Source organism: Paenibacillus sp. J31P316 (genome assembly GCF_056269105.1).
In genome coordinates, this window is sequence record NZ_JBWDNI010000001.1 from 108,898 (window position 1) to 122,360 (window position 13,463).

General features: G+C 54.6%; 9 protein-coding genes. 1 reads left to right on the forward strand and 8 read right to left on the reverse strand.

What is annotated here, in order from left to right:
* Nucleotides 1-47 precede the first annotated feature (47 nt).
* The 7 genes from AC0YNU_RS00450 to AC0YNU_RS00480 form a co-directional block, all read right to left on the reverse strand.
* A complete protein-coding gene (locus AC0YNU_RS00450; protein ID WP_475752348.1) occupies nt 48-1,436 on the reverse strand; it encodes a UDP-N-acetylmuramoyl-tripeptide--D-alanyl-D-alanine ligase in 1,389 nt (462 codons plus the stop codon).
* Nucleotides 1,437-1,507: 71 nt separating this feature from the next.
* Entirely contained in the window at nt 1,508-2,797 is a 1,290-nt protein-coding gene (locus tag AC0YNU_RS00455; protein WP_475752349.1) for a histidine--tRNA ligase, read from the reverse strand.
* 289 nt (nt 2,798-3,086) lie between these two features.
* Entirely contained in the window at nt 3,087-3,740 is a 654-nt protein-coding gene (locus tag AC0YNU_RS00460; RefSeq protein WP_475752350.1) for an HAD hydrolase-like protein, read from the reverse strand.
* Nucleotides 3,741-3,910: 170 nt separating this feature from the next.
* Entirely contained in the window at nt 3,911-4,645 is a 735-nt protein-coding gene (locus AC0YNU_RS00465; RefSeq protein ID WP_475752351.1) for an ECF transporter S component, read from the reverse strand.
* Nucleotides 4,618-6,411: an ABC transporter ATP-binding protein gene (locus tag AC0YNU_RS00470; RefSeq protein WP_475752352.1), complete on the reverse strand. Its 1,794-nt coding sequence runs from the start codon at nt 6,409-6,411 to the stop codon at nt 4,618-4,620. Before AC0YNU_RS00470 ends, AC0YNU_RS00465 begins: the two co-directional genes overlap by 28 nt.
* Nucleotides 6,384-7,277 carry an energy-coupling factor transporter transmembrane component T gene (locus AC0YNU_RS00475; protein WP_475752353.1) on the reverse strand — a complete coding sequence of 298 codons (894 nt, stop codon included), beginning with the start codon at nt 7,275-7,277 and terminating at the stop codon, nt 6,384-6,386. Before AC0YNU_RS00475 ends, AC0YNU_RS00470 begins: the two co-directional genes overlap by 28 nt.
* A complete protein-coding gene (locus AC0YNU_RS00480; protein WP_475752354.1) occupies nt 7,274-7,735 on the reverse strand; it encodes a DUF4430 domain-containing protein in 462 nt (153 codons plus the stop codon). Before AC0YNU_RS00480 ends, AC0YNU_RS00475 begins: the two co-directional genes overlap by 4 nt.
* Nucleotides 7,736-7,745: 10 nt before the next feature.
* Between AC0YNU_RS00480 and AC0YNU_RS00485 the strand changes: the two genes are divergently transcribed.
* Complete coding sequence (locus AC0YNU_RS00485) at nt 7,746-8,105, forward strand: hypothetical protein (protein WP_475752355.1); 360 nt, start codon at nt 7,746-7,748, stop codon at nt 8,103-8,105.
* Between the two features lie 386 nt (nt 8,106-8,491).
* Here AC0YNU_RS00485 and AC0YNU_RS00490 read toward each other — a convergent pair whose 3' ends face one another.
* Entirely contained in the window at nt 8,492-13,459 is a 4,968-nt protein-coding gene (locus AC0YNU_RS00490; protein ID WP_475752356.1) for an S-layer homology domain-containing protein, read from the reverse strand.
* Between the last annotated feature and the right edge of the window lie 4 nt (nt 13,460-13,463).

A 13,463-nucleotide genomic window follows, 5' to 3' on the forward strand; every position in this document is an offset into this window, starting at 1 on the left:
CGTATAGCATGAGCTTGGTAGTCGTCAAATTCGTTTCATTCATAAGCTCATTGATTTAACGCGTCGCAAATATCTTCTAATTTCAGACCGCGTGATCCTTTAACTAATAAGACATCATGCTTAGTCAATAGTTGGTTACATGCAGCCACAAGCTCTTCTTTTGACGTAAAATGCTTCACGACGCCTTCAAACCGGGAATCGCGAAGCGTATCCGAGATAAGCTTGCTCAACCGTCCGATCGTGAATACGGCCTGTATGTTGGTTCGACCAATTTGTCTGCCGATTTGCTGATGAAAATCATTTTCTAGCTCCCCTAATTCCAACATATCGCCTAAGACCAGCACCTTCTTCTGAAAACCCTCGAGGTTGGCCACGGTCTCGATCGCCGCTTTCATCGACACGGGACTTGCATTCCAGGCATCGTTAATCATCAAGAAGCCTCTAGGCGTGAGAATCCGTTCCATTCGCATACCCGTGAGCTGCAGCCCGGTAAAGCCAGATTGAATGTCCGGTTGATTGAATTGAAACTGATCTGCCAAAGCAATCGCAGCAAGAGCGTTCCATACGTTATGTCTTCCAAGTAAGGGCACGGTAAATTCCTCGCCATACCTGTTCAGCGTAAATATAAGCCCGGATGGATTCTCGTCGACGGACAGCGGATAATAGTCGTTGCTCTCCGACTCCCCAAATCGAATAACGGACAACGTTGCAGGGAGATTCATCTCCGCAATCGCATCCGTGAGCAAAGGTTCATCGCCATGGATAATCAAGGCTCCGCTCGGACTTAAGCCTACCAGCAGCTCTAATTTGGCTAAAGCGATTCCTTGCCTGGATCCCAGATTCGATAGATGCGACACGCCGATCATCGTAATGATGCCGTAATCGGGCTTCGCAATCTCCGATAGCGCCTTCATTTCGCCGGCATGACTCATGCCCATTTCCAGCACGATAATTTCAGTATCTTCGCTCACCTCTAATAACGTTAAAGGCAGGCCGTATTCGCCATTGAAGTTCCCTTCCGTTTTGTGAACGGCGTACCGGGTACGGAAGATCGACGCGATCATATCTTTGACCGTCGTCTTGCCGTTGCTCCCCGTTACTCCAATGACTGTGCACGTTAGTTGCTCACGATAAGCTTGCGCGAGATGCTGTAAAGCCTTTAATGAATCCTCAACGATGATGAGCGGTACTCCTACGGGATGCGGAACATGATCTGCTTGCCACAACGCCGCGGCCGCGCCGTTATCGAATGCCTGCTTGACGTAATTATGCCCATCATCGATTCTCACGATCGGGATGAATAAATTCCCTGCCTTCAGCGTTCTCGAATCGATGGATACCCCCTGGATGGTCAGACTTGAAGGCGATTGCAGGGATGCGGTGAATCCATGTCGTTCGATCATCGAACGAATATCTTCCATGGAACGCTTAATCATGTTCTCCCCCCTTAGGCATACGCTTCTATTATGTCACAGCAGCGGAAGAAATTTAACCATTTATAGGGAATTCATTCCTTCATACGCTCCGGTTTGAGCAAGGCGACAGCCTCATCGATTCCTACCACGGCTTCCGTCTGCTCCAACATATCCTTAAGCACCACATTATTGGCCGCTGCTTCGGTCTCGCCGATTAACAGGACATAACGAATTCCTCGGGATGACGCGCTCGCCAGCGATTTTCGCAATTTGCGCTTCGACATATCCACTCGTATTCGGATGCCGTAACCGCGAAGAGCGGATGCAGCTGCGAGTGCATCTCCGATGGTCTCTCCGATCGGGATGATCATGGCAGTCGGATTCATGGCAGGCCGGAAGCGATCTCCTAGCAGTTCCATGATGGACTCCATTCCGAATGACAACCCTACCGTTGGATAGCGAATATCCTCTCTCCCGACCAGCTGCCCGATGATGTCATCGTACCGTCCCCCGCCGCCCAAGCTCGACGTAAAGGCACCCGAGGCATCGAAGATCTCGTACACGGTTCCCGTGTAGAACGATAACCCGCGGGATAGAAACGGATCGAATCGGCAGATACCCTCCAGACCTAATTTCCGAATCAGCTCCTGAAGCGCGACGACCTCGAGCGCGCCGGAATCGTCCAGCAGGCCGTATTTAGTCGCGATGGCCTCGAATGTCGGGTTCTCCATTTCAATGAGCGTTATCAACTCCGCCGTCGCCTCGGCACGCAAGCCTTTGTCCAAAAGCTCTCTTCGTACATTCGCGCTGCCGATTTTCTCGATTTTATCGAGCGTCAGCATTACCGTAAGCTTCATCTCGGATGGAACTCCGATTACTTCCAGCAGTTCCCCGAGAAAACGGCGGTTGTTCCATTTCAAGGTCACGGGGATGTCCAATCGCTTGAAGACTTCCACGGCCAACTGCATCAGCTCCGCTTCCGCCTCCGGTCCCGCAATGCCGACGACATCGGCGTCGCATTGAAGGAATTCGCGCAGTCGACCGCGTTTGACAGGGCCGTCCCTGAACACTTTACCGATCTCATAACGCTTGAACGGGAGCTCGATGCCTGGATTCAGTGCAACGATTTTGGCAAAGGGAATCGTAAGATCATATCGCAGCCCAAGATTCCGCTGGCCCTGATCAGTAAGTTGATACATTTCCTTCAAAATTTCTTCGCCGCCCGCATACTTGGAGGTCAGCAGCTCGAGCTCGTTCAAGATCGTGGAATCCATGCTGTCGAAATCATAGAGCTCGAACGCCTCCTGCAGGGTCGTCTGTACCTGCTTGCGGATTGCCTGCTCCGGACCGAAGTAATCGAATGTACCTTTGACGTTTTGCATGTTCATCATTTCCCTTCCGAGGTTTGAACGTACGATTAGAATATAAAAAAACGCGCAGGACCTCGAGGTCCTGCGCGTTCGTATGCCGCAGGGAGGCCAACGCGAGAAGCGCTAGCCCGCCCTGTATCTATACAGGCGTGCTAACGCTGATTGTGATGATGAAGTTGATTCAATAATATGGCTGTCATAGCAGGATCTCCTTCATGTAACGAAGCTGAATAGCGCCATTATAGCGCATCGCTGCCCTTCGACGCAACTCACGCGTTTTCCGTACCGTCTGCCTTCTCGCTTATCGAAGATTGAATATCGTCTTTAATTCCAGCAAATCGTCAACTACGGCATCTGCCTGAGCGAGTTCATCTTCTTGGGCAAAATCGAACCGACAGCCGACGGCCATCAAGCCGTTGTTCTTGGCGGCCCGGATATCCGAGAGTCTGTCGCCAACGACTGCGGCTTGTACGATGTCATACTTGTGCATCATATGCCGAACCAAGTCCGTCTTATCTTGCGAATCGATCTGTTGGATGCTGAAGGTTTCCGTTACCCAGCGATCTAAGTTGTAATGGTCGACAATGGCTTTCAGATAATTGATTTGCCCATTGCTCGCAATGAAGATGGAACGGCCGGATTGTTTCAATGCCTCGAGTACCTCGTGGACATGCGGATATAACGCGCCGTTTCTACGATGAATGTTATCGATCAACCGCTCATGGAAGACCTCGTTCGCGATTTGCCGCAGTTCGTTCGTTTGGTCCGGCAACAGCGTCTCCCATACGACTTGCAACGTCACGCCCATGATCTTACGATACGTTTCAATGGGCGTTTCTCCAGACCAGCCATGGTCGGACCTCAAATACGCAAACGTATCGTCGAGCGCCAATTCCAAGATTTTGTTCGTTTGAAACAGCGTTCCGTCCATATCGAAGATGATTGCTTGGGTCATGCCGTTCTCTCCTCGTTTCGCTTTCCAGTACGCAGGAAGCCGTAGAATATCCATTCGTTCACCTCTGACTCAGAAGAGGCACTAGGAATGGTCATTCCTTTAGAATAGCATTTTCTTGTAAATCTGTGTAACAAAGCTTACTCCCCCAGCAATGAATAAGCGCGTTCGACCTACTCCATCATGCCGTACTTTAACTTGATTCTGTCCAGCTTCTCCAGCATCGGCCTTGCGAGGAAGAAGAGGAAAATGACGGTGGCGGTTGCATGTACCATATCGAACCAGAAGCCGGAAGCATAGGAAGCCAGAATGGCTTCTCGGCTAGGAACGGGGGCGAACATCATGACGGATGCGACGTTAATAATCCCTCCGTACACGAGGAGCGTCGATAATCCGCCAAAGACGCATAGCGACCATCGGCTCCGTCTTAGCCAGCCAGCGCGATACAGAATTCCCGCGATGAAGCCGATGAGTCCAAAGCAAAACATCTGCCACGGCGTCCACGGACCTTGACCGAAGAAAAAGTTCGAGACGACGCCGGCCGTAGCCCCGACCATGAAGCCTGCCTCGCCGCCGAAGCATACGCCTGCGATAATCACGATGGCGACGACCGGTTTGAACTCCGGCAGCATGAAGAAGGCCGATCTGCCGGCTACGGCAATCGCCGCAAGCACTGCGATAACGATCAGCTCTCGGCCCTGAGGCTTGCGGTGCTCGAATACCATGGCAAACGGGATCATCGTGTACAACACGATTAAGACGCTGATGAACATATATTTCCGATCGTCCAGCACGAATAAGCCTAACAAAATCGTAGCCGGGATGACGATGAGAATAAGCGCGGCAGCGACGAGCGTTCGTCGTGAGAATTTTCGATTGATCACCGGATCTTGCCGTTGCTGCTGCATCTTGCGATCACATCCTCTACCGTGACGGCGTTTGGCCAGCGATGCCTTGCCATGCGATTGGCTGCCGTCGTATAGAAGCCGTTGCCCGCGAAGAACGGCTTCGCCTTATCCGAAGCAATGATGCTGCCGTCGAAGAACATCGCGCCGATCTCCCCGTACTTCGCGCAAAACTCGATGTCATGCGAGACCAAGAGGATCGTGATGCCGGCCGCGTTTAACCGTTGGAGATAACGGCCAAGCTTCGCTTTGAAAAAACCGTCCAGTCCCTTCGTCGGCTCATCCAACAGCAGAATCGAAGGCTCGAGCAGCAGCACCTTCGCAAGCGCGGCCCGCTGCTGCTCGCCTCCGCTCAAGTCATAGGGATGCATGCCGAGCAAATGCTGGAGCTCGGCGAGACGGACAACGGCATCCAGCTTCTCTTGCTTTTGTTCCGTTGTCAGCCTGGAGTCGGACAGCATCTCCTGCAGATCTAGCGCGACCGTCTTTTTGACGAATAACGACTGCGGATTTTGCGGAAGCACGCCGAGTCCGTTCGTGAACAACTCGCTCGGCCGCATTGCGGCAGGATTGCGGCCATTGATGGTCACTTGACCGCGATAGGGCCGCTGTAAGCCGCTGATTAGAGATAACGCGGTGGATTTCCCCGTCCCGTTCCCGCCGACGATGCAATAGAATTGGCCCTTCTTCACTTCGAACGACAAATCCTTGATCACATCCGGACCCTGCCGGTCGTATTTGAACCACACCTCTTGAAAGGCAACGGCTATCGAATCGGCACGGCTGTTGGCATTGGATTTCCGGTTCAAGATCGATTTCCATGCGGCGATCCGTTCCGCCCTTCCGCCGGCGTGGGCGTGCAGGTCATGAACAGGATCTACACTTGCATCCGATTCCACTTGCAGAACCTCCAACACGTCCAACAGAGCACCCTTCGAACGATTGAGCCATTGCCTGCCCTCTTTGACCGTCATGGGAAGCGGTGCATGCCGTGCGTCTCCCCGCTCTACAGCCGAATAGACTTGAATCGGCGTGGGCATGGCGGCCAGCATCGGATGCTGCATGGAAACGAGCTTGGCGCATGCTTCGCGCGGCGAGTCATCCGCGATAATCGTTCCTTGATCGAGTACGATCAATCGATCCGCAAGCGGAAGCACCTCTTCCAGCCGATGCTCCGTCACGATGACGGTCGTTCCGAGCTCTCGGTTGATTTTGCTGACGGCCTCCAGGAACTCCACGGCCGCGATGGGATCCAACTGCGAGGTCGGCTCGTCGAGTATAAGCACGGAAGGTTGCATCACCATGACCGAGGCGAGATTAAGCAACTGCTTCTGTCCGCCCGACAGCTCCGTTACGGACTTGTGAAACCAGGTTTGAATGCCGAAGAAGCTGGCCGTCTCCGCGACGCGCAGCCGAATCGTCCGTTGATCGCAGCCGAGACTCTCCAGGCCAAATGCCAGCTCATGCCATACTTTATCCGTTACGATGCCGTTGTCCGGTTGCTGGAGCACAAAGCCGATGTCCGCCGCCTGCGTGCGCCGGTCGGCTTCCTCAAGCGGCAAGCCTCGGAACAATACAGTACCGCTTCGTCTGCCATGCGGCGTGAGAATGGTCTTGAGCTGACGAAGAAGCGTGCTTTTGCCGCAGCCCGATTGGCCGCAAATCGCAATAAACTCGCCCTCCTCGATGGTCAGGTTAACATCCGCTACTGCTGCCTTGTCTTGACCGGGGAAGGCGAAGCTTAGTGCCTTGATCGTATAGATTTCCATTTCCAATCCTCCCAGGTTTGAATCATTGCCGGCAGCAAACAAAGCGCCAGGTAGGCCGTATAGACAATAACGCTGAACGCCGTTGCAGCCTTTACGTGCACGGACGGAAAGTATCGGATCGTGTTGGCGCCGGACGCGGCTCCGAGCACGATAATAAGGAACAACCCGGCCATCCATGCAGTCAACCTGCGATCTCGCCGGTCAAAGCGGAAGATCGAGAAGCTGGTTCTGCGTGGCAGGCCGTATCCTCGGGATTTCATGGAGTCGGCGGTTTCGATCGCGTTCTCCAGCGCCCAAGTGGTCATGATCGATAGAATCCGGACGCCGTTGCGCGCTCTGCGTATCCAGTTGCCTTGACGGTAGTCCCTGCCGATGCATGCTTGGGCATTGGAGATGATCTTGAGCTGATTCGTATATCGGGGGACGAACCGCAGCACCATGGAGAAGATGAGCGACAGCGCGGGCATGATTTTGCCGAACAAATAGATGAACTTATCCGACGTCATCACCGCGTTATAGCAGGAGAACCAGATGACGATCGTCACGTACATCGCGGAAGCGGCGACGCCGTACAGAATCGATTCCAGCGTGACGGGATTCCCGTCCCTCATATAGAACAGAATCGTAACGCCAGCATGACTGAACATGGGATTCACGGCGGCCATGACCAGGAAGAGCGGCAGCATGAAGCGCAGGTGGAAGCGGATGGCGCGTCTGCCATTCAGTAGGATCGCATTGACAATGGCGCCAAGCAGCGAAATCGCTTGAAAGACCGGATGCATGAACAGCATGCCGAACGCCAAGACCGCCGCAAAATAGACGAAATTGACGAACGGGTGATACGCCGCAAAAGCGCTCCGTCTCATCGATCAACCCCTGCTGCGGCAGTCGATTGTTCCGCGCCGACATCACGTCCGAGATCGCATGTATACACCCAGTCGATGACGTCTCCGTCCTTGAGTTTGTAACGGCTGCTTCCGTAATTCGGGAACCAGCCATTCACTTTGTACATCCAGCCGCTCAGCTCGCCGCAATCGAATTCGTAGATGTTGTTGATGCCTTCGATATAGTTGCTGTTGTAGATCGGCGTCATTTCGAATTCCATCGGAATTTTCTGCTTTTTCATCTCTCGGAGCAGTACGTCGAAGACGGATTCCCCATCGTGAAACTCGACCTTCCGCGCTGCGTAAATGACGCCGTTATCCGGCAGTACTTCAAGCTTATCCTCATCGAATTGGTCCAAATGGTCAAGGATGGTTAAGCAGGTAACGGACAATGTAGCGGTGAACGTCGTCTTCTCGATCTTGGTATCCTGCCATTCCACGGGCTTGGGCTTGCCCGGAGGAACAGGAGTTGTCTCATACGGGTCCTTCTTCGTATCGGTGCCGCTCGGCTTCGAGCTGCCGCTTGGCTTCGAGCTGTTGCTTGGCGTCGAACTGCTGTTTGGTTTTGAATTGCTGTCGGGCTTTGAACTGCTATTCGGTTTCGAGCTAGCCTTCACTGGATTCGACTTGTCAGTCGACGTTGAATTATTGTGTCCGGATGCTGCTGCTTTTGCTTCTTTCTGTTTCTCAGGCGTCTTTGGCTCCGACTCACTCGAACTCTTCCCGGTGTCCCCACTGTCCGGCGTGGATTCCTGCCGTGCTCCCGAAGGCGGAACGACGGCTTCTTCCCTTGTCGATGTATCTGGATGATTGCCAGCCTGATTAGCAGAGGTCCCTGCCGGATCATCCGACTTTCCTTGCTCTGAATGCGATTCATCGTTTGAGGAACTACTGGCTGCGGCGTCGTCAGCAGTGCCGTTGGCCGATGCGTCTCCTCCTGAATCGATTATCGTTCCGGCATTTGCATCCGCATCTCGCTCGACGGCGGCTTGATCGGCTATTTTCCCAGTACCGCCGTGCTCGCTGCCTCCCCAGGCATAGGAGATCGCAAGGATTGCGAGGATGCCAATTAGCGCGAACCATTTCTTGGCTGTCATACGCATGTTACGTGCCCCTCTCAAATATAAAACAAGGGCGAGAAGGATCGCCCTTGCTTGTCGGTGTGTCTCTCCATACTGCCCCTTCGGACATTAAATTCAAGCTTGCAATTTCGTATCCGTCATGTCGAACAGAGAAGTTTTGCCGCTGAGCAAACGGTCATAAGCGACCAACGCATAGAGCGCTTGATCCGTTGCCATCGCATCGACCTCGCCGGGTGCCGCTCCTCCGTTGCCGGCTGCACCCGGCTTCACGTGGTAGAAGCCACCGCCTGGATTGGCGAAGCTGATCAGCGAATCCACGACGGAGCGGCCGTTCTTCTTGAATCGTTCATCTTGAGCGGGGTCAATGCCCAAGCTCGTTAACGCGACGATCACCTGCGCTGCGCTTTCCGCGTTAACAGCCTGCTGACTGGCAAATCCGCCATCCGCTTGTTGAGCGCCGAAGAGCCAGGTCAACGCCCGCTCGATTGCGGCATGAACGTCCGAACGGGAATCGTCATACGGCGCGAGCGCTTGGATGGCCATGCTCGTCACATCCGAATCAGGCGAAGAAGCATTCTCACCGAACGCCCAGCCGCCGCCTTTGATCTCTTTGCCGAGAATTGCGTCGATCAGCAGCTCGCGTGTAGTCAGCGTCTTCACGCCGGCTGCAATCGGAATCGAATAGTGCTTGCTGTCGAGAGCAATTAGCGCGAAGATCGGTCCATTAATACCTTGTTTGGTCAATTGATCGAAATCCGCCAGCGGCTTCGTCATATCATAACCGGCTACGTTATCGATTCCTTTCCCGATGGCAGTCAATGCCAGAATGACGCGATCGTATTCCGTATACTTGACTTCATGCAGCTTGCCCGACTTCTCGCGGAGCGTATTCGATAGATTCTCATAATAGCGTTCATAATAGGAAGCCGGAACCACGGCTCCCGAACGGGCGAGCCCAAGCACGGTCCACTCTCCGCCGAGCGTACCGACCACTGGATTCGTGACGGCTCGGAGCTGGAAAGCCGTGGTTGCCGCGATTTGTTTGCTCAGCGTATCTTGCGTTACCGTGCCTGTCGGACTACTGACCTGATTGTCGTCCTTGCCGTCATAGGCCCGCATGGCGACGACGACAGCCATCTCGCGCGTTACGGAAGCGCCTGGATTGAAATGATTGCCGGAACCTTCCATGATTTGATGCGCAACGACTGTCTGTACGTCGGCTTGCGCCCAATCGGATACGAGCTTCATGTCCGCGAGCGGCGATGATAATGCTGCCGGTTTTAGATCGAATGCCCGAACGATGATGGCGGCCATTTGCTCGCGCGTAATCGTCTCGTTGGGCAGGAACTTGCCGTCGTATCCCGTGATGAAGCCCGCTTGGTAAGCGGCGTACACATACGGGGCGAACCACTTGCCGGTCGGTACATCGCTGAATGTGACCGATGCGCCGTTGGTTGGTTTCAACCCTAGAACTTTGACCATCAGCTTGGCGAATTCAGCCCGGGTCATCGTCGCCTTCGGATGGAATTGACCGGCACTGCCTTGAATGAAGCCTCGTCCCGTTGCGTCTCCGACCGCGCCGTAAGCCCATGATGCGATCAGCTTGGCGTCGGAATACTGTTTGTTCGCGTCTATCGGCTCCGCTTTATCGGTCGCGTACGTCACATACGCCGTGAAGTGGTTCGAACTAATGATCAAGTCATTGCCCGAGACGTAGGCATACGTGATGCGGTCGCTGCCTTTGGTCGCTTGCGCCCCTTCATCCTCCGATCCATAGATCGTGATGGAATGGAACGTTCCGTTCTCGATATATCCGGCAAGCTGGCCTTTGCCGTTCTTAATCGTAAAGGTAAGCGGTTTGTCGAACAGGAACGATCCGTTCGCCGCGCCCATGATGAAGGCATTGCTGATGGCATCCAGCTTGTCGGTACCGCTCAAGTTTCCTTGAATAAGCTTCTGCAGCGACGCATCCGCTGGATCCTGCTGCGTGAACAATTCGATGTTCCCGCTGCCGGAGAGCAGCTTCGTTCCCTTGTCGATGACGAGCGACAGGTTTCCTTTGTTCGCCGATACTTGAGGGAAAGCATCCTTCACGTCGTCGGCGTTCAAAATAACTTTAGGAGCGACATTCGGGATGTTGAACTGAAGCCCCTTCTCTTGCTCCACCGTCGTAACTTTGTGTACGTAATCCTGTTTCAGATCGCCCGGTACATCAATGACGACTGCATCCGTGATTGGAGCGGAGCCGCCGCCCGTACCGCAATTACCGCCAGGTGCTCCAAGATCGCAGCCTAGGTTGATGGTATACCGCCAAGCAACGACATCGCCCGGTTTCAGGTTATAAATGCCGGCGCTGTAATTCGGGAAGGTACCGTTGACGGAATACATCCATCCGCTCTCCGGACCGCGATTGAACTCGCTTAATCCGTCGATGCCCTGCACGTATAACGTGGCCCCGGCTCCGATGGATCGTACTTTACCGCCAAGCTCGCGCGCAAGAATGGAATACGCGGTATCGCCGGTCTGCAAAGCGACTTGTTTGCTGCCAAGAATCGTTCCTTTCTGCGAATCGCCGGTCACGGACAGCGTTACGACCTGAGACGTCGGGGGATTCCCTCCGCCATTATCGGGAGGAACCGTTGTTTGCGCGGCAACGGTCAGCGGATGCGTGTAGCGCACCAGGCTTGGCGCGTTATCCGTCCGATAACCGGTCACTTCCAGCTTATAATTGCCGGCGGTCTCAATGCCTTTATCGAACGCCGCTTCGCCGCTTGCGTTCGTCGTGACCGTCCGCCCGCCGACGGTTACCTGCACGCCGGAAGCGGGAGACGTAACGACTTCGCTCGTCGTGCCGTTCCAGACGGATGCCTTCTGCATGACGGTTACCCGGAACGTTTCGCCGGCTTTGGGCACCGCCGGTTCGACCTGCGCGGATTGAACGAGCGCCGTGTCTTGGCCGCCGTAATAGACGACAACCTTATCGCCCTTTTGCAGCGCGAACTGTTCCATTCCCACTGCCGGGAAGCTCCAATTGCCGCCTCGATAAACGTCGAACATCCAGCCGTTATAACCGCTGGCCGCAATGCCGGCGATCGCGCTCACGTATTTGCCGTAAGAAGAGTCCGTGACGACGATCGGGACTTGTTTCTCGCCAAGCAGCTTGGTCAACGCATCCAAAGCGGTACCGACGCCGGCGTTGCCGCCTGCTATCGCGCCTGTAGGTCCTTCGACCTGAAGCGAGACCGTCGCCCCGAACTGATACAAACGCCCTTTGCCGTCGACGAACATCTCATAGGAAGCCAACGCTTGCAGCGCCTGCTCGGTGGCCATTGCATTGGTCGCCGCATTCGGATCGACCACATGCACGAAGCCGCCGTCGGGCTGCATGAAGGTGAACAGTTTATCCAGAAGCGTGATGCCGTTCTTGGTAAACGCCGCGCTAGTCGGATCGATACCGTTCGATGTCAGGGCAATGATCGCTTGCGAGACGCTTTCGCTGGAATCGACGATCGTCCCTCCATTGTCCGTCGGATAGCCGCCGCCATGCGCGTCTTGTTTGAGGGATAACCACTGAATAGCTCTTTCTCCGGCGGTTTTTACCTCAGGCCGGTCCATGTAAGGCGCAAGCGCCGTCAACGTCATGGCCGTCAGATCCGGGTCGCTGCCGCCGGTGCTTAACGAGAATCCGCCGTCATCATGCTGCTTCGCCAGAATGGCGGCTATAATCTTATCGCGGTCCCACTTCGCATCGTTTGGCGTTTCATACTCGCCTGCGTCCAGGGCGATCAACGCGAAAGCTAACCCGTTGATGCCTTGAGCCTCCATAATGTCGCTATTATATATGCGCTCTACAAAATTCATGCCTTCGTAATCCGCTGCGTCAAGATGCAGTGCCGATAAGGCAATCGCGCTGCGCTCGTAATCGGTCACCAATGCATATTCGGGATATTGGTGCAAGAAATCGATCGTATTCGCGAGCGTAACCGACAAGTAACTATCAGGAACCTCGCGGCCTTCCCGCGCTAGTCCTACGACCTGCCAGTCGGAGATCCCGAACAGATTCCCATCCCCGAGCAGCCAATCGCTTGCCCACCCATAGGGCTGACGGGTGCCGTAATCATATAGTCGGCTGCCGTCTTTCTTGTACTTGTCGAACGCGACGAGCGCTTGCAGCGCTTGTTCGGTCGCCAAGCCGTTGGATGTCCCGGTCGGCGTATGCGAGAATGTCCCGTCGCTTTTGCGGAACGACAATAGACGCTCCACGAGATGGTGGCCGTTCTTGGTGAAGTCGGCTCCTGCGGGATCCATGCCAAGCGCGGTAAGTCCAATGATCGCTTGCGACACGCTCTCGCTGTTATCGACGTTATAAGAAGCATAGCCGCCATTATCGAGTTGTTTGGTCTTCAGCCAATCGATCGCGCGTCCGATGACCGGCTGAACGGCTGCCTGCTCCGCATATGGCGCAAGCGCGGTGAGGGTCATGCCGGTAATGTCCGGATCGCTTGCCCCTGCCGTCCAGTTGAAGCCACCGTCTTGATTTTGCTTCGCGATGACTGCGGCGATCAGCTTCTCCCTCGTCCACACGGCATTGTCCGGCGTGGCGTAATGGCCGCTGTCCAGCGCGATGAGCGCGAAGATCAAGCCATTCAACGTCCCGATCGACGGATAATTATAAATGCGTTCAATGAGGTTATAACCGGCAAACTTCGTCGCATCCAGATGCGCCGCCGTCAGTCCGATGACCGTTCGCTCGTAATCCGTAGCCGAACCGAACGTGCCATGATTGGCCGTCAATGTCTTATATAACGCGGAAACATATGTACGCGGTACCGTCTTTCCTGCTGCCGACAGCCCGGCCGACTCCCAATCGTCCACGCCAGCCCCGCCTGTTATCGCTTGAGCGGCTCCTTCAATGGCCGATTCCACCTGCTGCAGGAGGGGATCGACCGTCGATTCTGCTTCATCCGCATAGGCGAAGGTCGCCGGAACGAGCGCGGACAGCAGCAACACGGCCGCAAGAAGCAAGGACAACCACCGCTTGCCTGACTTTCCTTGTAGATTTACGAATTGATAAGTACGCATATCC

Bases quoted from the DNA above. Each gene is read 5' to 3' on its own strand.
- AC0YNU_RS00450 (WP_475752348.1), bottom strand. From the start codon at position 1,436: ATGATTAAGCGTTCCATGGAAGATATTCGTTCGATGATCGAACGACAT.
- AC0YNU_RS00455 (WP_475752349.1), bottom strand. From the start codon at position 2,797: ATGCAAAACGTCAAAGGTACATTCGATTACTTCGGTCCGGAGCAGGCA.
- AC0YNU_RS00460 (WP_475752350.1), bottom strand. From the start codon at position 3,740: ATGACCCAAGCAATCATCTTCGATATGGACGGAACGCTGTTTCAAACG.
- AC0YNU_RS00465 (WP_475752351.1), bottom strand. From the start codon at position 4,645: ATGCAGCAGCAACGGCAAGATCCGGTGATCAATCGAAAATTCTCACGA.
- AC0YNU_RS00470 (WP_475752352.1), bottom strand. From the start codon at position 6,411: ATGGAAATCTATACGATCAAGGCACTAAGCTTCGCCTTCCCCGGTCAA.
- AC0YNU_RS00475 (WP_475752353.1), bottom strand. From the start codon at position 7,277: ATGAGACGGAGCGCTTTTGCGGCGTATCACCCGTTCGTCAATTTCGTC.
- AC0YNU_RS00490 (WP_475752356.1), bottom strand. From the start codon at position 13,459: ATGCGTACTTATCAATTCGTAAATCTACAAGGAAAGTCAGGCAAGCGG.